The sequence below is a fragment of the Roseiconus lacunae genome (assembly GCF_008312935.1).
Taxonomy (GTDB): Bacteria; Planctomycetota; Planctomycetia; order Pirellulales; family Pirellulaceae; genus Stieleria; species Stieleria lacunae.
Map to the genome: position 1 here is coordinate 52088 of NZ_VSZO01000022.1, position 21965 is coordinate 74052.

The window sequence follows — 21965 nt, forward strand, 5'->3', positions numbered from 1 at the left end:
ACTAGCCTGCATCGACAACGGACTCGAAGAGTATCAGTTTCTAGGCATTCATCGTCGCGTTTCACTCCAAGTGCTTGGTTCCAGTTAAAAATACGGGTTAGAGTCATCAGCCGACGGGCGTTCGCCCCGGTCATTGCACCGAAACCGTGGCCAACGCCATGCGACTGATCTAAGATCGAGTTGAAACGAAGCACTCGGCTGTGGACTCATTAAAGTCGCCTTTCACTCCGCGAACGTCGCGTCCCTCGACGCAACTATTGCGGAGCATCAGGCGACGATGTGCCGCGAACGAGTCCGTTGGACCGAAATCAGATCCAACTTGGCAGGAACGTTTGTGGTGTTAAAAAAACAGCTCTTGGTACTGTTTCTCTTGTTCGGCTGCGTCACCGTTTCGTGTGATGCAGGTGCCGCGAAACCGAATGTGTTGATGATCGCCGTTGATGATTTGGCATGCACACTCGGCTGCTACGGGGACCCGCTCGCGAAAACACCACATCTTGATCGCCTGGCCGCGTCAGGTGTTTGTTTTTTAAACGCCTACAACCAATTACCACTGTGTAATCCGACGCGTGCGTCTTTGATGACCGGCCGCCGACCGGATCAAATCGGCGTCTATGATCTGGACCGTCACTTTCGTGACCAATTGCCTGATGTCGTGACCATTCCGCAGGCGTTTCAGAATGCCGGTTATTGGGCCGGACGAGTCGGCAAGATCTATCACTACAACGTCCCCGCATCGATCGGAACCGATGGCTTTGATGATCCGCCGTCGTGGAACCAAACCGTCAATCCGATCGGCCGTGACAAAGCGGACGAGCACTTGATCACCAACGCCGAGCCTCAGCGCAAGATCAGCGCGGCGCTGTCTTGGTTGGCCGCCGATGGACAAGACGAGGAACAAACCGATGGCATGGTCACAACCGAAGCGATCAAGCTGATGCGGCAACGGCGTGACCAACCGTTTTTTCTAGCCGTCGGATTCTTTCGACCCCATACACCGTATGTCGCGCCGAAGAAGTATTTCGATCTGTACCCGCTGGAGACCATTCGGCTGCCCTACTCACCGCCGAATGACCGCGATGATATTCCCGTCGCCGCGTTCGCCCACAACTGTCCCATTCCGAATTATGGATTGGATCCGCTGACGTTACGCCAAGCAACGCAGGCTTACTATGCATGTGTGTCGTTCGTTGACGCTCAAGTCGGTCGGCTGCTTGCGGCACTTGAAGAAAACGGACTGCGTGACAACACAATCGTGGTATTCTGGAGCGATCACGGCTATCACCTTGGCGAACATAACGGTGTTTGGCAAAAGCGGACCCTCTTCGAACAATGCGCCCGATCTCCGATGATCATCTCCGTGCCTGGAGCCGAGGGGAACGGACAGGCATGTCGCCGTGTGGTTGAATACGTTGATCTGTTCCCGACGCTCACCTCGGCGGCAAACGTTGCGGCACCGAATGAGCTGGCAGGGAATGACCTCGCGCCGCTGCTACATGATCCGCTCGCGACCTGGGATGAGGACGCAGTCACTCAAATACTTCGTCCGGCGGATGATCGCTTAGCAGACCCCGTAATGGGTTGTAGTATCCGAACTCAGCGATACCGATACACCGAATGGGCCGAGGGAACTGCCGGCGTCGAACTTTACGACCATCACGCCGATCCGATGGAGTTCGATAACCTGGCAATCGATCCGGATCAATCGCTTCAACGTGTGATGACAGATCTTTCACGGCGACTGAGCAAGAAGGCCAGTGGTAAAAGAACAACCGTCCCGGTGAACCCGGCACGGTTGTAGCGTTGAGCAGATGCTTCGTTTAAGTGAAATTGATCGGTCTTACGCAGCGATCTTCGCACCAGCTTGGTAATACGCCGCGATGCCTTCGACCACGCGATCCTGCTCGGCTTCGGTCAAGGTTGGGAAGATCGGCAGGTTCAAAACTTCCGCACAAGCTCGCTCGGTTTCCGGAAGCGATGCGGAATCAACCTTGAGGTGCGTGTAGCATTCTTGACGGTGAACCGGCACTGGATAATAGATTTCGCTACCGATGCCGCGCTCACCAAGGTGGCCGCGGAGGGAGTCTCGTCGGCCGCCGGCGACGCGGATGCCGAATTGATTCCAAACGTGAAATGCGTTCGGATCTACCGACGGCAATACGATTTGATCGGGTCCAACGAGACCGGCATCGCAAAGCAGGTTCATGTATCGGGCTGCGATCTGTTGGCGAGACTCCACGGCATCGTCTAAATGCCGAAGCTTGATCCGCAAGACCGCCGCTTGAAACGTATCCAGGCGGCTGTTGATTCCAACGGCCTGATGATAGTACCGCGGACGCATGCCATGGCCGGCCAATAATCGCAGGCGATCGGCAAAGGTCGCGTCGTTGCTGGTCAGCATGCCGCCGTCCCCCATCCCGCCAAGATTCTTGGTCGGATAAAAACTGAAACAACCCGCCAATCCCCAGCTGCCGGCGGGACGCGAGTGATAGGCCGCGCCGATCGCTTGTGCCGCATCTTCGATTACCGGAATGTCATGCTCGGTCGCAATTTGGCATATGCGATCGATCTGGGCACATTGACCAAACAAATGAACTGGAATGATCGCGCGTGTGTTATCGGTGATCGCATCGGCAACGCACTCGGGATCGACATTAAAGGTATCGGGGCAGATATCGACAAACACCGGGGTCGCCCCCAGTCGTGTGATGCAGCTTACCGAGGCAAAGAATGTAAAGCTGGGAACGATGACCTCGTCTCCCGGGCCGATGTCCAGTGCCATCAGCGACAGCAGCAGCGCGTCACTTCCCGAAGCACACCCGACCGCATGTTCGGCTTGGCTATGCGAAGCGACTTCTTTTTCAAGTTCAACGACATCCGGACCGAATAGAAATCGGCCACTGTCAACCACAGCGGTCAGTGCTTCAACAAATTCGTCGCGATGCGGTTCGTTATCGCGGTTGATATCCAATAGCGGCACTTGGGTCGAGCCAGTCATGGGAAAGCCTTCCTTGCTTTAAATCTGTAGGCATTGGGTGGTGTGTTAACCAAGGAGCTGGGGCAGGTCCGGTCCTCACGCCTTGATTTCACTGATTCTTTGCGGGGAATCGAGTGCTTGATACAGGGAAGGTGACGTGCAGGTCAAGAGAAATGCGGCATCGATTGCCCTCGACTTTCGACCTGCAGGAAGCGTCTGTCCGGGGCGAAGAATTGGCCGCTCGTCCAGTGCAATGAGCGATTAGCGGATCAAGAACAACACGTTGGCCATCTGATCGAGCCCCTCGCTAAGGCTGCCACTGTCGGCCGAACCGCCATTGGCAGGGCGACCGTCGACGGGATTGCGATTGCCAGACCGCATGGTATTCGGCATCCCAGCGTTGGCGGACATCCTGAGCTGCATCGGTTGGCCAGTCCCCATCGCCGAAACCATCGAAGCGGTCGCCGGCGTAATCGGTGCGAACTGACGATCGGCCAACTGGTTCTGCCATGCGGCAAACTGGTTCTCTGCCGAATCAGCCCCAACGAGTGGAATACCGCGACCTTCGTGTTGGATCCGCGTTGGGTCGGGGAGCCGGGCGGCATTGACCGCTTTCAAAATCGGCGCGTCATGACTTGCCGATAGCAAGCTGAACGAGACCGAATCGATCCGCCCCCGATCGCTTGCGAGGGTGTTGATCAGGCGGTCCAGTTTTTTCGCAGGCGATTCGAGCAGCAAAACACGCCCGTCCTGGGAAAGCTCGCCCGCCTCACTTTCGCCTCTCGCCGAGTCCGCCTCGACTGCGGCGGCAAGGGCAGCGTTGACGGGCCGTTCTTCGGTCAACTCGAACCTCAACGTCGATGTCGCTTCATCGAATGCATTTTCGGATCTCCCCGCGTCGGTCAGTTCGACTTTAACAACCATCAACATGTTCAGCGGGGCGACGGCCGTGGGTGTCTCGGCAGGAACAGTTCGAACGTCGGTCGGCTTTCGATCGTCCTTCGCGACCGATTCGCCGTCGGCGGAGGACGCGATCTGCGGTTCCGGCTCGGTCCCTCGAGGCGATTCGATCATCGAGTTGCCTCGATCGGCGGCGACGCCTTCAATCGCCGGCTCCGCCGTTTCACTCTCGCCGGAATCACTTTGTCGGCCGGGCTCCATCGTCTCGAAAGTAGCCCCATCCGGCGACACATCACCGCCAGCGGCCGCTGTGTGACCAACGGTATCGTTGCTAGCAATTGCTGACTCATCCGGCGTCGCGGTCACCTCTGGTTGAGACTGAGCGATCTGTTCGGCGTTGTGGACATCGGGTCGTTTCGGTGCGAAGAAGACGAACAACAGCGAGGCGGCCAATGCGACGAAGACGGCGGCAAGGACCGGTTGAATGCCCTTCGCGTGAGCGCGATTCGCTGGGGTGATGTCCGAGTTTCGCTCGGCGATCAAGAGCGGATGATTTTCGTCACCACCTTCCGATTTGACCCGATCGATCGCGGAGGCGACGACGGTTTCGGCGAAGTTATTTGGCAGTCGGTAGGGCGTCTGACGCCGCTGCGACGCCAGTTCGCGCAATCGATCACGCTGATCAACCAGCGATTGATACCGTTCGGCGACCGCCTGATCATCGGCGATCAACTGTTCCGCACGCGCACATTCATCCGAACTCGCCGCACCATCCAGGTACGCCGACAGTAGTTCGTCGAGCAGGTCGTTTGGTAAAGCCATTGAATCCAACCCATCATCGGTTTGCCGCGAATCAGTTCGTAGCACCGACCAAGAGGATAACGAAGTTTTCTGCAGCCACACCGATGACACAGGCAACTCTATTGCCGCGAATACGCCAAATCCGGCGATGGGATCAAGTGGACTGCCGGAGTTCGAGCCTGAAACCAGCCTCGCTCCGCAGTAACAATCGGATGAAATCGAAAGCCGAAAGTTCCCATTTTTTCAAGATTGCGCAGGGGAAATCCGCGGAGAACCTGCTTTTTCTCCTGTTTTTCGTAGGAAACTGATCGCTGCCCCCAACTGCTACTTGGGCATTGGAGGGGGCACGCCCACGATTCGGAGAATCGAGCGACAGTAACTGATTGGCGCCACCCGCCTAACAGTGCTGTAAATCCTGATCGATGCAGGCGAGCACACCGATGGACTTTTGTCGGCGTTGATGCGACAGCGAAGCTACTTCACGACAAGGTTGACCAAGCGGCCGGGGACGGCAATTTTCTTGACGATTGTTTTTTCACCGAGCAGCGAACGGACCCGGTCGTCCGACAGCGCCGCTTCGAGCATCTGGTCTGGTTTCGCGTCAGGCGGAAGCTGAATCTTCGCTTTGACTTTGCCATTGAACTGAACCGGGACCTCGATCGATTTTTGGACGAGCGCCGATTCATCCCAAACCGGCCACGCTTGCTTGGCGATCGATTCCTTTTCGCCAAGGATGCTCCACAGTTCTTCGCAAAGGTGCGGGGCATAGGGTGACAATAGAATCAAGAACGACTTCATCGCTTCGATCGGTCGCTTCTCACAGCGGGTGAAGAAGTTGGTGAACTCCATCATTCGCGCGATCGCGGTGTTGAAGCTCATCTCGTCAGTGTCTTCGGTAACTTTTTTGATTGTCCCGTGCAACATTCGCGCTTGGTCTTCGTCACAGGGTTGGTCGACGAGTGCGGTCTGCAGCACCAAGTCTTCCTCGTTGTCGTCGACAATCATCCGCCAGACTCGATCAAGAAAACTGCGCACGCCGCCGACGCCATCCATCGACCAAGGCTTCGTCGCTTCGAGTGGCCCCATGAACATTTCATAAAGGCGTAGCGCGTCGGCACCATAGTCTTTCACGACGACATCGGGATTGACGACGTTGCCGCGACTCTTGGACATCTTGTGGGCCCGACTTTCGACGCGGATCGCGGGATCATCGACGAGCACAAAGGACTCGCCTTTCTTTTTGACGGCGTCTTCGGCCACGGGTCGGCTATTAACGGGACGACCGTCTTTGGCTTGCCGGCCTCCTTCAGGAGCTTTACGAACGTCCTTTGCCGAAACGACCTGATCATTTTCGTCGTAATAGGCCGAGTATTCGACTTCGCCAAGAATCATGCCTTGGTTGACCAGGCGGCCAAACGGTTCCGGTGTCGACACGTGACCGCGATCGAACAGGACCTTGTGCCAGAAACGCGAATACAGCAAGTGCAGCACCGCGTGCTCGGCACCACCGACGTACAAGTCAACCGGCATCCATTTCGATTCAAGTTCCGGGTCGACAAGTGCGGTTTCATTGTGCGGGTCAATGTAGCGCAAGTAATACCAACATGAACCAGCCCACTGAGGCATCGTGTTGGTCTCGCGACGGTATTTGGTGCCACCGATCGTGACGTACAACCAATCATCGTCTGCTTTCGCTAGCGGCGGTTCGGGACGCCCGTGTGGCTTAAAATCTTCGAGTTCGGGCAGTCGGACGGGCAGGTCGCTCGCGTCGACCCCACGCATCCGTCCGGTTGGGTTACCAGCTTCGTCGAGTTCATGAAGGATCGGGAAGGGCTCGCCCCAGAAACGCTGACGACTGAACAACCAATCGCGAAGTTTGTAGTTGACGGCGCCCTTGCCGATCCCGCTTTCTGACAGAGACGCGGTGATCTTTGCTTTGACTTGTGGAGTTTCTTGCCCGTCGAACTCACCGCTATTGATCGCCTTTCCGACGGCTTCAAAGCATGCACGGCCGGCCAAGATTTCGTCGCGGTTTTCCAGCTCTGCGGGCGGATCAACTACCGCGATAACTGGCAAGTCATACGTGACGGCAAATTGGAAGTCTCGCCCATCGTGTGCCGGAACGGCCATGATCGCGCCGGTGCCGTAACCGGCCAAAACGTAGTCGGCGACCCAAACCGGAATCGGTTGTCCGTTGACGGGATTGATCGCTTGAGAACCGGTAAAGACGCCGGTCTTTTCTCGGTCGCCCTCGGTTCGCTCGCGGTCGGACTTGAAGGACGCTTTCTCACAGTACTGACGAACGGCATCGGCTTGATCGTCGCTGGTCAATCGATCGAGCATCGGGTGTTCGGGCGAAACAACCATGTAGGTAGCGCCGAACAGCGTGTCGGGTCGCGTGGTGTAAACGCGTAACGCATCGTCACCAGGATCAGCCGGAAAACCACTCGCCGACCGAGCTTGCTTCCAACGTTCGTAGTGCTCGTCCGAGCCAACGTAGAAATCGACTTCCGCGCCGGTGCTGCGACCGATCCAATCAGACTGCAACTTTTTGATCCCCGCGGGCCACTGAAGATCGTCCAAACCTTCGAGCAAGCGTTCGGCGTAATCGGTGATTCGCAGCATCCATTGACGCAGAGGTATTCGTTTAACCGGGTGCCCCCCGACTTCGCTCTTGCCGTCGACCACTTCCTCGTTGGCCAACACGGTTCCCAAGTTGGGGCACCAATTGACGAGCGCGTCATCTAAGTATGCCAAGCGATGTTCGTCTTGAAACTTGGCGACCGCCTGTGGGCCTTGCGATTGAACGTCCTCGGGAATTGGCAGCTCGTCGATCGGCCGTCCCTTTTGCTGGTCGTGATCAAACCAAGTGTCAAACAGAACCAGAAAGATGAACTGCGTCCAGCGAAAGTACTGCTCATCGGTCGTCGCCAACACACGGTCCCAGTCGTAACTGAACCCGAGCATTTTGAGTTGACGAGTGAAGTTATCGATGTTGCGTTGGGTTTGGATCCGAGGATGCTCACCAGTGCGGATGGCATGTTCCTCTGCCGGCAACCCGAACGCGTCAAAGCCCATCGGATGCAGCACGCTTTCCCCCCGCATTCGGGCAAATCGAGACACGATGTCTGTTGCGGTGTACCCCTCGGGGTGCCCGACATGCAAGCCGTCGCCACTGGGATAGGGGAACATGTCCAAAACGTAGCGTTTCGTTTCCCCGGGGGATTCAGGGGTCGCAAACGTTTTGTGCTCGTCCCAGTAGGCTTGCCAACGGGGTTCGATTTCAGAGGGGTTGTAGCGTGGCATTTGAAAGTGACGTTAAATGTGACGGTAGGCCGGAGGAAGGGCCCACTCGCGGTGATCGGTTTGGTCCGGCGGCGACGATTCTAGAAAAAACGTGAAGACGCAATAAGCCGACAGCATGGCGAAACTGTACTTTTACTATTCGGCAATGAACGCCGGGAAATCGACGATCCTGCTGCAGTGCAGTTACAACTACCAGGAACGCGGGATGCAAACGTTGATTTTGCTTCCCGAAATCGACACCCGCGACCAGCCCGGAATGGTCACCAGCCGAATCGGTTTGGCGGCCAAAGCATTGACGTTTAACACCGCCGACAACCTGCTTTCGCTCGTTAAAAAGCGTCTCGAGGACGCCCCGCTGGACTGCATCTTGGTGGACGAAGCCCAGTTTTTGACCGCCGGACAGGTCAAGCAACTCAGCGATGTGTGCGATTGTCTGGAAATTCCCGTGATGGCCTATGGGTTACGGACAGACTTTCAGGGAAATTTGTTCGCCGGCAGCCAAGTTTTGCTCGCCTGGGCCGATACGCTCTCGGAAATCAAAACGATCTGCCACTGCGGCCGCAAGGCAACGATGGTGCTACGAGTCGACGACGCCGGTCGCCCGATCAAGGATGGGCGGCAAATCCAAATCGGTGGCAACGAACGCTACGTCTCAGTCTGCCGACGACATTTTAAAGATGGGATGTGCGAGCGCACGCCGGACGAATTGCCACTGCTCGATTCACTGGAGTGACCGCTCCGCTACTGCCTAGTCCGATTTGAAAACGGGTTCGAGTCATCAGCCGACGGACGTTGAGCCCCCGCTAGTGCACAAAAACCGTGGCCTACGCCATGCGGCTCATCCTAAAATCAAGTAGGAACGAAGCACTCGCCTGACATTCTAGCGTTGGCATCCCCTGAAAAGCCAATCGACTTGGTCGAGGATGAATGGTTTCGAATGCGTCTAGTTCGCCGCTGCCACTTGCGGTTTGCCGTGTAGCCAAATCACGTTGACAACGCCGGTCGGTTCGGCGATCAGAAGTTTTTCACTGTCAGGACTGAACTCGATCGAGATCACGTTCGCTTTTCGCGGCCCGATCGAAACCAACTCCAATCCGCTGCGGGTGTCCCACACTCGAATCACATGAGCTTCGTCAACGGTTGCGATTCGAGTCCCATCGGTGTTCACCGCGATCTCGGTCACCGGCAGCGTACTGACCATCAATTTTGCCACGACTGCCCGCTCGTCAGAGTCACTCGCGTTGCCCTGCACCGCACCTACTTTTGCTGCTTTGCCAGCGCCAGAATTGTGCGTGGCTGCCTTGTCAGATGCTGCGGGACCCTGCGTGGCCGCTTCAGGCGGTGCCACGGTTTGCGTCGCAGGACTTTCGGAAACCTGAACGAGTTCCGGGGCAGGTCCCGATTGCTTTGTCGAAGCATCCGATTCACCCGCAGCGATCATCTTCGCTAAGGTTGGTAACGACCAGATCCTGCAGATGCCATCACGACCGACGGAGGCAAGACGATCACGATCGAGCAGGACCATTTCAAGCACGCCGCCGCGATGGCCTGGGATTCGGTTCGGTTCTAAATTCGAAAACCCCGTTCCGACGGCGCCATCAGAAACCTCTTCGATCACCGGCATGTCTGTGGTCGTATTGCTCGATTCGTTCGATCGCTTGACGGTTCGATCGGCCGTCGCCGCGATCACGGGATCGAATGGCAGTGTCAATATGCCTCCACGCGCGGTACCGATCAGTAGCAGAGAATGGTCACGTGAATGGACAAGTGACGAGACATACTCACGACCGGGCAATTTAAGTTGCTTGATCGATTTTGGATGTTGCAAATCATACAACCAGAGGTGCGCGTGACGCTCTCGGACGACCAACTCCGTTGCGGGGGCGCGGGTGACCCGGAAAACACGCGCCGTTGCCGCGATTAAAAATCGTTGGTCAATTAAAGCAAGCGCGGTGAAGGTCGTCTTTGCCTTGGGGACAACGGGGGCATCAAATTGATGCAAGGGTTTCGCGTTGCCTGGCTGCAGAATAAAGATGCGTTCGGAACACATCGCTGCGAACGGAGCGTTCGGTGCGTCAGAGAGAATTGTCTCGAGGGTCAACGCCTCGTCGCTTGGCAATAGCGACAACTTACGTGCGTGTTTAATGGTGCGATGATCGATGCCTATCGTTCCGAGCGATCGTGGTTGATAGCTGGGAAGAAAACTTTTGCGATGGTTATTGCTCAGCGTCACAAGTCGATCGTTGGACAACCACTTCGCATCGTACAAACCATGATTAGGTACTTCGGTGGTTGCGATGCACTGATGATCTTCATGCCCCCACTTCAAGACATCACCATCGTCGGCCGCTGTGATCAAATAAGCCAGCGGATAATAACTCTTTTCCTCACGCGGCTTCAACATTGGCGGCGGCAAATAAACCAAATCGCGCACCGCGGCTTCGTGCCCGAAGTAGTCTTTGACGTGCCGGACGTCTTCCATTGGTTGCGATCGACTCGGCGGCTCAGTCGATGTCGCTTGCCCGTCTGACGTTTTTGCGGTTTCGATGGCCCCATCAGATGACTCAGCGATCGGCTGCGTCTCCGCTTGTTTAGGATCAGCGTTTGGCTGCGTCGGTCGATCGATGGGAACCGGCAAACCGATCTTCCAACGTGACACGCCGCCGTTCACATTCGTCACGGCAAGCTCTTGACCGCTGGGGGCGAATCGAACCTGGGTGATCGGGACCGTACCGGCACGAAAATGGCACATCGACTTGGCGGTATCGTTGTCGAGTGAACGAACAAAGACGACGCCATCTTCGCCGCTCCATGCGATCCGATTGCTCGGTGCGTGAAAATCCAGTCCGTTCATCGCACCGCCGCGCCAGACCACCTTTTCGGGACGCATGCGATCTTCGGTGATCGTCCACCGTTGCACCAATCCGGCATCACTGAAGTCCAACAATTGCCCGGTCGCGACGGGTCGACCCCGCGTACAATAGAACTCGTCTGGGCGTGTGAACACCAGCGAAGTGACTGCCGGACGATCCCAGCGCTGACGATCCGCTTGGACGAACCGCCGATCATCGGAAAGACGAAAACGACTTAACCAACCCGCCATGTCCGCCGCCCGGTTCGCCGTTTTCTTGGCACCACCGCCGATGACCAGTTGCTTTCCGTCAGGCGAGAACGCAACCGCATAAGCGTTGTTCAAACCGGTTTGTTCAATGGTCTGGGCCAATTCATTTTCGGTCAAATCCCAGATCCGCACGCGACCATCAGAATCGCAAGATGCCAACCAATGCCCGTCAACACTGACCGCCAAGTCTGTCGTGCGCACCGTATCGTCGATCATCACTTCGGGTCGTTCGAACCGAGGTCGCTGACGTGGATTTTTTAAAAACAGACGCTTCGTATCGGGCAGCTTCCAGCGGAGCACTTTGCCGTCTTCGGTAGCCGCAAAGAGGCTCTTGCCGGCAAGACTTAATTCGAGCGCATTGATCGCCGCACCGAAATCTTTGTAGCGTTCGCCGTCTAAGATCGCTTCGGCAGGCGAATGAGACATCATGTCGAGAAGTTCCCATTCCCACCGCCGCGCTTGTGGGGGAATGTCACGGAGCAATGCCAAGCCACGGCTACGATCGCCGCCGGAAAGTTCCTGCGACGCTCGTGCTAACTGCACCATGTAACGCTCACTGACCAGCTCTCGATTCTCGTCGCTTTCTTCGATCAGCTTATCGACAAGACGGCTTTGTTGAGAGCGGGAAACGACCAAAAACATCGCCAGCATCAAAATCAACGGCACCATCGTCCAGAGCAATGACGCGACGGGGTGCAAGCGTGCCCAAACAAGGATGTTTTCGAGCGGCGAAACTTTGCGGGCGCGAATCGGCTCCCTGCGACGGAATCGCTGCAGGTCGTCTCGGAGTTCCGCGGCGGTTCGATACCTTGCCGCCGGATTCTTTGCCAAGCAACGGAGCGTGATCGTCTCTAAATCGCGTGGCACGCCGGCCCGTCGAGATCGCGGTGACACCGGAATGGTGTTGCGGCTCGCTTGTAGAACTTCGCGAGTCTTACCGACGAACGGTGGCGCCCCGGTCAGCATTTCGTACAAGATCACACCGATCGCATAGATGTCCGTCGTCGGCTTGTTGGCGTCTTCGCCACCGTCGGCCTGTTCGGGACTCATGTATGCCGGCGTTCCCAACAGTGTTCCTTCGCTGGTCAACCCACTCGATAGCTGCGGATAGCTGGCCAGACCGAAGTCCAAGACCATCGGCCGGTTCTTATCCAACATCACGTTGGCAGGTTTCAAATCACGATGGACGATGCCGCAGTCATGCGCCGCCGCAACGGCATCGCTGACCTGGGCCATCCAGTCGGCAGCCAACTCAAACTCGATCGGCCCGTGTTCTTTCAAGTACTGAGCCAACGAGGGTCCGTCGATCCATTGTTGAATCAAAATCGGCAAGCCGTCTTCGATCAGGACCTCATGTACCTGGACGACGTTGGGATGACTGATCGCCGCGGCCGCGCGGGCTTCGGTTTGAAAACGTGCCGCACTGGTTTCGCTCATCACCCGTGTCGCGTGCGGGACCTTCAGCGCGACCCAGCGAGCCAATCGAGCATCGCGGGCACACCAGACACTGCCGGTCGCACCGGTTCCCAACCGCTTACGGATCTCGAAACGCCCCAGCCAAACCTTGTCCGAATCCAAGGTTGCCAATTCGGCGAGTCGACTTTGTTTGGGAAGTCGACGGCTGCCTACCTCGCCGGGCGAAGCGGTAACGGTTTGCTCACGTGTTTCCTTGGCATCACGATACGCGGCATCGATCGCGTCAAGTTCTTGAGTGAGCTGGTCGCGCCACGAAGGGGGCACGCCGACAAGAAACGGTGCCCGTTCTGCGCGTCCCTCTTGGAGCGACGCCTCGTAGGCATCACAGAGTCGATCGATCGTGATCCATTTTTCACGAGAATCCTCGACCGGATCGTTTGCCGGATCAGGCTCGCCGCTGTTCATCGGCATTCTCCAAAATCGGAATCCACAACCGTCGGATTAAATTCAGCTTCCGCTCAACCGTCCGGGTGGCACATCCGAGTTTGGACGCAATCTCTTCGTTGGTAAATCCCTGGAGTTTCAACGAAACGATGCCGCGCAACGTCGCTTCGGACAACGCTTCCAAGAATCGTTCCACCAGTTCGTCGGACGCAACCTGTTCATCGCCACTGCGTTGATTGCGATCCCTCACCGCATCGAGCGGGTACTCTTCACGGCGACCGACACCGCCACGATCATCGAGCCGCCTTCGGATGGCGGTTTCGCTCGGGTCTGCGATACCGAGCCGGTTGGCGCCCCGCGGGCCAGCGTTCTTTGCCGAAACTCGCGTTTCGCTGGTCGAGGCTGAATGCTCAGACGCGGTACTACGGCAAGCCGCTTTCTGTTCTGCCGCTAACTTTTCGGCGGCAAGTTGTTCGGCCGCCATCTGCTCGGCGGCGACTTGTGCCCCCCGGCGTGAGCCTTCGCCGCCTCGGCACAACGCGTTGTCATAACGCACCGAGTCAATCGCTTTATTGCGCGTCAGCCGGGCTAGGATCGCCCACGCCTGGCCACCGTTGACCAACGCATCAAGCTGCCCCGTTTCGATCCGGTCAAAGAAACTGCGAAAAGCACTTTGGGCGACGTCTTCCTCGTCCGCCAACCCGCCACCGGGGCTGAGTCGGCCGCGAGCAATCTTTTCCACGGGGGCCCGGTAACAACGATACAGTTCCGCCGCCGCCGCTTGACGTTCGTCTTCCGTCATCGCCTTGCGCAAACGATTCAGGATCAATGTGATGGATCTTTCTGACATCGAATTGGAGGCGGGAGAGAAGAATTAGATTTGCCCTCAACGTCGAGCCGCCAGCCCTCGACGCTATGATTTTGACATAAATACACCGTTTGTGTCAAAGAAATCAACGTTCTCTTGCCCCGATTCCTGTCGGTCGCTGGGGTTCGTTGCCGGACAATCGCCAAATCCCTGCGCGTTGAAGTAGAAACATACGCACTCGGGCAATCGGCTGTGGTCGCATGTTCATCTACGAAAGTGTTCAAATGCGTTCCAGGAAACCCGCACCCCCAATTCGTCGGTGAGGCGATTTCGATCATCGCCGCCCTCGCGTAGCACTTCGCCCGTGCGAGTTTGAGTTGCGATTGCGGCCGTCGCAATGAATCCGGGCCGTGGTTGATGGCAAACGAAGTGCCAATTGCGTCCGTCATCAAGCGTTGGGTTGAGGAAGCGAATCACCGGCTGTTCGGTTTCGATCGAGGTGAACGCGAAATCAGCCAGCGGCGTATGAAGCCCCGTCCCGATCGCTTTGATGTAGGCCTCTTTGAGCGTCCAGATTTTTAAGAAGTAAAACTTTTGATCGCATCGCGGCTGAGATCGCAAGAAGTCGATTTCGGGGATCGAAAAGTATCGATCAGCCACCTCGGTCGTCGTCCGACGATCTAACGATTCAACGTCGACACCGATTTCTTGAACTTGCATCTCGGCGACTTGTTGGTCAGCGACCGCACATAGCACGAGCCCATCGGTATGAGCGATGTTGAATGGGCGTTTGACCTGATCGGGATAGTCGACCTCGGGCTTGCCGTGCTGACCCGATGTGAACCGAATCGACTGTGGCGAGACCATCTGCGCAGTCCCGTTGCCGTCGGCCAGCAGACGCCGCGCCATCGCGCGGCCGATGACATGTTGATTACGACTGCGAATCAATCGGTAACGATCGGCGCCACGTCGTTCTTCAACCGGAAGCCATCGCTCGCAGTCGAGTTCGAATGCCCCCTGTTGCTCACGGTCGGCCGGGGCGTGCCAGACATCTAGCCGCAGCGATTGCATCTTGTTGCTTGGCATCATGAATAGTTTGGATCACCGCGCCTGCGGCGACGGGTGTCGGTGGTAACGGCCACAGGTTAGTGACCACCGAGTACGTCATCTGTCGAAGCCGGATTCACGATCGACTCAGTAGCCGTTCGGCCCGATGATCAACGTGCGCGTCCGGATCACACAACCGCATGATCTCCTGACGCAGTTCACCGGCGAGATAAAACGAGCCACAAACCACCACGGTCCCCGGGACGGGATCGCCAGAAGCCGAAGGGGCTTGATCACCGGCGCTGAGTTGTGCTTGCTGTATTCCCGCCTGCTGTAGCCCACTGTGTTGCATTCCGATTGCCTGCCAGAGGGCCGCGATCGGATCACGGATCGATTCGAGTTGTAACTTTGCGGTTCCGGCAGTTTCGCGAAACGCGGCTTCAACGTCTTCAACCAGCATCGCGCGAGGATTCGTTTGATACTGCGTACAAATGATCTGGTCGGCGAGCGCAGACAATTGCTTGGTCATCGCTCGGATGTCTTTGTCGCGACTGGTGCCGAAGACCAGCACGATAGGATGGGCGAAGGCGGCTGAATCGGGTTTCAACCCAATCCGTGATCGAATTGCCTGGCACAACGCCAAAATCGAATCCGGATTGTGGGCCGTATCGAGCACCAGAGTTGGACGTCCGTCAGGTAATTGAAACCGTTCGAGCCGACCGACACAGCAGACATTCCGCAGCCCGGTGCAAATTGCTTCGTCGGTCAAACGCTCGGCAAACGAGCGAAGCGCACTCGGCGCGTGACTAGCGTCCGCGTCGATCTCAGCCGAGGTACCGCAAGGCATATCAGCATCCACTGACTGTGAAAGCCGTTGTCGCAGCAGACGACAGATCGAAATCGCCGTCGCGGCATTCTCGGCTTGGTGGTGTCCGACCAAAGGCAACTCGATGTCAAGATTGACAGAATCACCGAATTTGGCGTGACCTGGCACCGCTGGCTCAACCGTCCGATAGCGAAAACGCAACCCCGTCGCGGTCTCGATAGGCCGGCCCACGTCGTAGTCCGTTTTCACACAAACGATCGGTGCCGCGTTCGTTTTGGCGACGTCCGAGATAACGTTCAGTGGCCCAGGATCACGGACACCACAGACCACAGGGGTATTGGGCTTGATGATTCCAGCTTTTTCTCTCGCGATCGCTTCGACGGTGTCGCCGAGCACGTTTTGATGGTCCAAGCCGATCGAGGTGATCGCCGTGACGGTGCTGGCGCAAACGTTCGTGCTGTCGAGTCTCCCGCCCAAGCCGACTTCGAGCACCACCGCGTCACAGTGTCGGCGCTGAAAATGAAGCGCCGCCATCGCGGTCGTCAACTCAAAGAACGAGGCGTGTTGGCCTTCCTCGTCAAGCGTTTCGACGGTCGGACGAACGCTCGCGACCAAATCGGTCAATTCATCATCGCGGCAAGGGATTCCATCGACGCGAAAGCGTTCGTTTAATCGAGTTAGGTGAGGCGAGGTGTAGAGTCCGACCCGCAGACCGGCGGCGGAAAGAATCGCGCTGACCATCGTCGAGGTCGAGCCTTTACCCTTGGTCCCGGCAACATGCACGATCGGGATTGACTCCGGAGCCGGTGACCCTGGTGCAAGTGATTCAACAGCCGGCACGGACGGCTGGCTGGCCGCCGACGATGCTAGATTCGCGTCGGCCTGCTGGTAGGCCTTATGCAGGAACCGGGAGAGCCCCAGCCGCCGGAAGAGTTCGGCCGTCCGATCAAGTCGAAAGTCGGGCTGGTTGTCACCGGGGGCGAATCGCTCGTAGTCGATCCGTCCGAAGAGGTACTCGATAGCTTCGTCATAACCCGCGAGATCGCCGGTTGGGCGGCGTTCGGGATTTAAGCCGTGCGGTTCATTCGTTCCGGGCACGTCGTTTTGCCGAGGGCGGTCGTGAAGGGGAAGTGGATCATCGTCAGTTTTCTCACCGTCGCAGTTGAGCGGCATTGTGGCAGGAAAAACGTGATTTTGGCAACGACCGATCTTTCACACTCCCCCCTTGGCTGTGCCGCCGACCGCCGATTGTGGGCGGCGACTAAATTGCCTGCGAAAATGTCCGAACCGGTTTCGCATCGCCCGCGTAGCGTAACAATCCTCGATAATCCACTCGAATTCATCACCTCCTCTGATACGGAACGCTGTTCGTGGACACCGATTCAACAGCTGTCGCAGGCTCAACCGAGGCTGGCGCCGACAACGCAACTGCAACCGCGCCAAGCCAATCGACCGGTAGCGACGTCGTCATCGAAACCCGAAACCTGAACAAGATTTACAAGGATTTCTGGGGCCGAAAGAAGGTCCACGCGGTCAAATCGCTTGATATCGAAGTCCGCAAAGGCGAAATCTTTGGCCTGCTGGGCCCCAACGGTAGCGGTAAATCAACGACGATCAAACTGATCCTTGGACTCCTGTTCCCCACCACCGGGCGAGTCTTGGTGTTTGACAAGGATGCGACGGAGACAAAAAAGAACGAGCGAATCGGCTACCTCCCCGAAGAATCCTATCTGTATCAGTTTCTTAACGCCGAAGAGACGCTCGATTTTTACGGACGACTGTTCGATATGTCCGGCGCCCAACGCCGCGAACGTGTCAATGAGTTGCTGTCACTGGTCGGATTGCAAGCCGCCCGCCACCGTCAGCTTCGCGAATACAGTAAGGGGATGCGTCGCCGCGTCGGCTTGGCACAGGCCCTGATCAACGACCCCGATTTGGTGCTGCTAGACGAACCGACCACGGGCTTGGACCCGATCGGGATCCGCGAAATGAAAGACCTGATCATCGCGTTGCGTGACCAAGGCAAAACCGTTCTGTTGTGCAGCCACCAACTCGGCGACGTCCAAGACGTTTGTGACCGGGTGGCCATCCTGCACCAAGGCGAGCTGAAAGAACTCGGCCGCGTCACCGACCTATTGAAAGTTCGCGACATTACCGAAGTCCACGCGACCGGGCTAAGCGAAGACGCCAAAGCAGAAATCCGTGACGTGATCAGCCGCCACGGTGGCGATCTGAAGTCGATGGATAATCCGACGGCAACGATGGAAGACTTGTTCCTTGACATCGTCCGCGAAAGCGAAGCTCGCCCCGGTGCCCGCCGAGTCTCCGCGTCGATGGGCGAACCTTCCAGTGACGCCGCCGCAGGACAAGAAGACGCCGTCGCCTCCAAAGATGAGGCCGACCGGTCATGAGCTTACAACCCGATGATTTTTGGACGTTCTCGGAGTGGTTGCTGCGTCCGGGAGCATTCCTAGAGAGCGCGCTATTGAAAGGCTGCGTCCTAGTCGTCTTAGCAATCGTTTTGGGATTGCTGGTCGGCTATGTCATCTCGGCAGCCCGCTATGGCCCCGGCGAAGGCTTCTATGCTGTCGCCCGTGCGGTCCGTGATTTCTTCACCACCGACATGCCGGGCACCAGCCCGCGACGGATTTTCGCACTCGCGCGACTGGCCTTTAAAGAAGCGATCCGTCGCCGCGTGCTGTTTGTCTTTGGGCTCTTTGTGGTGCTGCTGTTGCTCGCCGGATGGTTCCTCAACCCCGACAGCGACGATCCTGCGCGGCTTTACATCAGCTTTGTATTGACGGCAACAAACTACTTGGTGCTCGCGTTGGCACTGTTTATCAGCGCGTTCTCGCTGCCTCAGGACATCCAGTCGCGAACGATTTATACGATCGTGACCAAACCGGTCCGCCCCAGCGAGATCGTGCTCGGCCGAATGCTTGGATTCATCGGCGTCGGAACGCTGATGCTGGTACCGATGGGCTTGCTCAGTTATTTGTTCGTCCGTCGTGGGCTCGATCACTCGCATGTCGAAGTGGTCGACGCGACCCGAGACGAAGATGGCACCGTGACGGGGAAAACCGATTACGTCCGCAAACACGAACATTCCTTCACGATTGAAGCCGGCGAGACCGTCGGACTTACCGATTTTGTTCGCGGTCACCGCCACGTCGTCCGACAAATTGACGACCAAACGTTTGAGATCGGACCTCCGACCCAGCACCTGCGAGCCCGCATCCCTGTCTACGGCGAGATTCAATTTTACGATCGCGCCGGTGCCCCCAAAGACGCCGGGATCGACGTCGGTGCCGAAAAGACTGACGGCGGATACGGATCGGCGGGGATCTCACGCCTAATCGGAATCGCCCGCGGCCCGCGAAAGCTCGAACACGGTTACGTCGAAGGCGGCACGCTGGGGATGGCCGAGTTTACGTTTGATAACGTCGTTGAATCACTGTATCCCGATGGTATCCCCGTCGACTTGTCGATTCGTGCTTACCGTTCCTACAAAGGTGATATCGAATCCGGAATCCGCGGATCGCTGACGATGAAGAACCCCGACACGGGCGCCGAATCGAATCCGATCCCCTTTGTCGTCGATGAATACCAAGTCGACGAGCGAACGCTTCCGCTGCAAATCGAAGGAACCGACGGCGAAGGCGCGACGCGTGAACTAAGCGTTTACGACGACTTGGTCACCGAAGACGGTCGCATGCAAATCATGTTGCGATGCTTGGACCGCAGCCAGTACCTGGGGGTGACCAAGAGTGGGGTCTATCTGCGTCCCGCCGAATCGTCCTTTGAGTGGAATTTTACCAAGGCATACATCTCGATTTGGTTCCAGATGACCATGATCATCGCCTTCGGTGTGATGTTCAGTACGTTCCTTAGCGGTCCGGTCGCGATGGTCATCACCGCCGTGTGCGTGTTGATGGGCTTCTCCGCCGAAGCCATCTATGACACCCGGCACTTCATCGATTCGCCGATCGAACGTGGGGGCGGACCGATCGAATCCTTGGTCCGTCTGGTCAAACAGGATGCGATGACGACACAGCTTGATGTCGAAGGCGTCGCCAACACATTGATCAAATCTGCCGATGCGGGCATCGTCTACACACTTGATGCGGTCGCGACGGCCGTGCCCAACTTGCCGCGCATGGTGAGCACGGCGGAGTATGCTGCCAGTGGTGTCAACATCTTCGGTGCGGTGCTCGCCCGACATGGTGTCGCGACACTGGGATATTGTTTGTTGGCATTTCTAATCAGTTACTTTTTATTGAAATCTCGCGAGATCGCGGCATGAACCAGTCGACTGCATTCCGTCGCAAGATCGTTTACCTGGTCATTCTTGTTGCCACCTTGGTTCCGTTGTACCTGCTGGGTCGGCCGTCCGATGGGACGCCCGACTCTGGCGGCCAACTGGCACTGATGCGGCAGAAGTATGGCATCGCAGAAAGCGATCTTGGTGAAATCAGCCCTGCAAGCGAAACGATGAAGCTTGCGTCCCTCGGCCTTCGCGGGGTCGCCGCGACGCTGCTGTGGGAAAAAGCTCACGACTATCGAGTCGCCCATGAATGGGATCGCTTGAAGGCATCGTTGAACAACATCGCGCTGCTGCAGCCCCACTACGACAAAGTTTGGGAACACCAGGCACACAACCTGGCGTATAACGTCTCGATCGAATTCGATGACTACCGCCAACGTTATGAAATGGTCCGCGAAGGGACCGAGTTTTTGACGCGCGGCGTTCGCCAGAACCGCAAGGCACCTCGACTGATTTGGTACACCGGTTGGTTCTACGGCCAAAAGATCGGTATGTCGGATGAGAAAAAACAGTTCCGTCGTTTGTTCTCCGAAGACAAAGTTCTGCACGACTCGCTTGCCAACGAAGGCATCGCGGTCGACAGCAACGAAGCGAAAGGCCCCGATCAAAAGCCGGACAATTGGCTGGTCGGTCGACTCTGGCTTGATCACGGCTACGACATTGTCGACGCCGGTGTGAAAATCCGTCGCCAATCGCCGATCAACTTCTTCGAAACCGGTCCTAAATGGCTGTTCAAACATGCCGAAGCGATCGAAAAAGAAGGTGTCCTCGATGAACGTGCCGTTCGCGCTTACACCAAGTCCTCCGAAGGCTGGGAGCAATTCGGACGACGTAGTATCCCCACCAACGATGGCTTCTCGATCAAACTCGGATCGCTCGACGACCTGAACGCCCAAAAGAACGAAAAGCTCGAACAGTTCCGTAAAGTCGCCGGCGACGTCTACGAAAAAATGCGAGACGAAAAAGTCGCCGCACTGCCGGTCGATGTTCGAAAGGTCTACGAAAAGGCTCCCGAAGAACGCACCGAAGCTGGCAAACAAGCAATGCCCGCGATCTTGGCGTCGATCGAACCCAACCGCGACCAAGTCCTGAAACAGCTGCCCCAGTCGGCTCAGTTGACCGCGATTCAATTGATCGATGAAATCAAAGACCTGGATGCCCGTATCCAGAAAACGGATAGCTATCGGCGTCAGATCAACTACGTCTACTGGCAAAGCTTGGCGATGGCCGAGCAGGAAGAACGAACCGTCCAGGCACGTCGCTTGGTCTACGAAGCCGAAAAAGCAAACGCGGACGCCGAAATCTATTTGGCGATCGAAAAGTACAAGCAGGCATTCGAGATCTGGGCGGAAATCTTTGACGATTACCCGATCCTCACGATCGACGACTCCGCCGAAGATCTTTACATGTCGATCCGCCGCTACATGATCGCGATCGACTCCGAAGACCTGCCCGAGGACTTTCCGTTGGCAACGTTCGCTCGCATGATGAATTCCGAAAACGGAATCCAGAACGCCGATGCCTACAAGCTGGTTCGCGAACAACAAGTAGATCTCGCGGCGAAACGAAAGAAGGAACTCGAAGAAGAAGAGCGTGCCCGTGAGTTGGAAGCGATGAAGGCGGCCGAAGCCGAAAAAGCGACCGAGGAGCAGCCCGAGGCGGAATCGGATCCATCCGAGGACGCCGAAATGAAATCCGATGAGTCCAACGATCCAGAATCTGCCGAAGCACAGCCCGCCGAAGCACAGCCCGCCGAAGAAATGAAGCAGGAAGAAACTGACTCGCCCGAAGAGCAATCCGACTCCGAAGAGCAAGCCGAACAAGCCGAACCGGCCGAGCCTGACAGCCCGGATGCGGACGGTGATTCTGCCGAAGACACCGACTCAAAGGCCGACGCGGAATCAGCCCCCCAAGAGGCCCCCGCTTCGACCGATGACTCTGGCTCGGGTGACTCTGGCTCGGATGACACGCCGGGTTCCGACGACGCGTCTTAAG

At 57.1% G+C, this 21965-nt stretch carries 12 protein-coding genes; 5 read left to right on the top strand and 7 right to left on the bottom strand.

Annotated features, from left to right (window positions below; all coding sequences use genetic code 11):
* The first annotated feature begins 355 nt into the window (after positions 1-355).
* Positions 356-1801: a sulfatase gene (locus FYC48_RS21495; protein WP_235034364.1), complete on the top strand. Its 1446-nt coding sequence runs from the start codon at positions 356-358 to the stop codon at positions 1799-1801.
* 39 nt (positions 1802-1840) lie between these two features.
* Here FYC48_RS21495 and FYC48_RS21500 read toward each other — a convergent pair whose 3' ends face one another.
* From FYC48_RS21500 to leuS, 3 genes are all read right to left on the bottom strand, one after another.
* Positions 1841-2998, bottom strand: coding sequence for a DegT/DnrJ/EryC1/StrS family aminotransferase (locus tag FYC48_RS21500; protein WP_149498857.1), 1158 nt, complete (start codon positions 2996-2998; stop codon positions 1841-1843).
* Between the two features lie 240 nt (positions 2999-3238).
* Positions 3239-4699, bottom strand: a complete 1461-nt coding sequence (locus FYC48_RS21505; RefSeq protein WP_149498858.1) for an anti-sigma factor family protein — start codon at positions 4697-4699, stop codon at positions 3239-3241.
* Between the two features lie 453 nt (positions 4700-5152).
* Complete coding sequence (leuS, locus tag FYC48_RS21510; protein ID WP_149498859.1) at positions 5153-7984, bottom strand: leucine--tRNA ligase; 2832 nt, start codon at positions 7982-7984, stop codon at positions 5153-5155.
* A gap of 115 nt (positions 7985-8099) precedes the next feature.
* On the opposite strand from leuS, the gene FYC48_RS21515 reads away from it, so the two are divergent.
* On the top strand, positions 8100-8717 hold the full coding sequence (locus FYC48_RS21515) for a thymidine kinase (RefSeq protein WP_149498860.1): 618 nt from the start codon (positions 8100-8102) through the stop codon (positions 8715-8717).
* A gap of 210 nt (positions 8718-8927) precedes the next feature.
* On the opposite strand, the gene FYC48_RS21520 is transcribed toward FYC48_RS21515, so the two are convergent.
* The 4 genes from FYC48_RS21520 to FYC48_RS21535 form a co-directional block, all read right to left on the bottom strand.
* Positions 8928-12986, bottom strand: coding sequence for a WD40 repeat domain-containing serine/threonine protein kinase (locus FYC48_RS21520; RefSeq protein WP_160149690.1), 4059 nt, complete (start codon positions 12984-12986; stop codon positions 8928-8930).
* On the bottom strand, positions 12967-13815 hold the full coding sequence (locus tag FYC48_RS21525) for an ECF-type sigma factor (RefSeq protein WP_149498862.1): 849 nt from the start codon (positions 13813-13815) through the stop codon (positions 12967-12969). Before FYC48_RS21525 ends, FYC48_RS21520 begins: the two co-directional genes overlap by 20 nt.
* Before the next feature lie 222 nt (positions 13816-14037).
* Positions 14038-14862 (bottom strand): 4'-phosphopantetheinyl transferase family protein, encoded by an 825-nt coding sequence (locus FYC48_RS21530; RefSeq protein ID WP_235034355.1) that lies wholly within the window; start codon positions 14860-14862, stop codon positions 14038-14040.
* A gap of 94 nt (positions 14863-14956) precedes the next feature.
* Positions 14957-16819, bottom strand: a complete 1863-nt coding sequence (locus tag FYC48_RS21535; protein ID WP_149498863.1) for a bifunctional folylpolyglutamate synthase/dihydrofolate synthase — start codon at positions 16817-16819, stop codon at positions 14957-14959.
* 197 nt (positions 16820-17016) lie between these two features.
* Between FYC48_RS21535 and FYC48_RS21540 the strand changes: the two genes are divergently transcribed.
* The 3 genes from FYC48_RS21540 to FYC48_RS21550 are packed head-to-tail and all read left to right on the top strand — an operon-like array spanning position 17017 to position 21964.
* Complete coding sequence (locus tag FYC48_RS21540) at positions 17017-18057, top strand: ABC transporter ATP-binding protein (RefSeq protein WP_149498864.1); 1041 nt, start codon at positions 17017-17019, stop codon at positions 18055-18057.
* Positions 18054-19949: an ABC transporter permease gene (locus FYC48_RS21545; RefSeq protein ID WP_149498865.1), complete on the top strand. Its 1896-nt coding sequence runs from the start codon at positions 18054-18056 to the stop codon at positions 19947-19949. Before FYC48_RS21540 ends, FYC48_RS21545 begins: the two co-directional genes overlap by 4 nt.
* Entirely contained in the window at positions 19946-21964 is a 2019-nt protein-coding gene (locus tag FYC48_RS21550) for an ICP22 family protein (protein ID WP_149498866.1), read from the top strand. The genes FYC48_RS21545 and FYC48_RS21550 overlap by 4 nt, the downstream gene beginning before the upstream one ends.
* Position 21965: the final 1 nt, after the last annotated feature.

Coding starts and splice junctions, on each gene's coding strand:
- FYC48_RS21525 (WP_149498862.1), bottom strand. CDS start 13,815: ATGTCAGAAAGATCCATCACATTGATCCTGAATCGTTTGCGCAAGGCG.
- FYC48_RS21545 (WP_149498865.1), top strand. CDS start 18,054: ATGAGCTTACAACCCGATGATTTTTGGACGTTCTCGGAGTGGTTGCTG.
- FYC48_RS21550 (WP_149498866.1), top strand. CDS start 19,946: ATGAACCAGTCGACTGCATTCCGTCGCAAGATCGTTTACCTGGTCATT.
- FYC48_RS21505 (WP_149498858.1), bottom strand. CDS start 4,699: ATGGCTTTACCAAACGACCTGCTCGACGAACTACTGTCGGCGTACCTG.
- FYC48_RS21515 (WP_149498860.1), top strand. CDS start 8,100: ATGGCGAAACTGTACTTTTACTATTCGGCAATGAACGCCGGGAAATCG.
- FYC48_RS21535 (WP_149498863.1), bottom strand. CDS start 16,819: ATGCCGCTCAACTGCGACGGTGAGAAAACTGACGATGATCCACTTCCC.
- leuS (WP_149498859.1), bottom strand. CDS start 7,984: ATGCCACGCTACAACCCCTCTGAAATCGAACCCCGTTGGCAAGCCTAC.
- FYC48_RS21520 (WP_160149690.1), bottom strand. CDS start 12,986: ATGAACAGCGGCGAGCCTGATCCGGCAAACGATCCGGTCGAGGATTCT.
- FYC48_RS21500 (WP_149498857.1), bottom strand. CDS start 2,998: ATGACTGGCTCGACCCAAGTGCCGCTATTGGATATCAACCGCGATAAC.
- FYC48_RS21530 (WP_235034355.1), bottom strand. CDS start 14,862: ATGATGCCAAGCAACAAGATGCAATCGCTGCGGCTAGATGTCTGGCAC.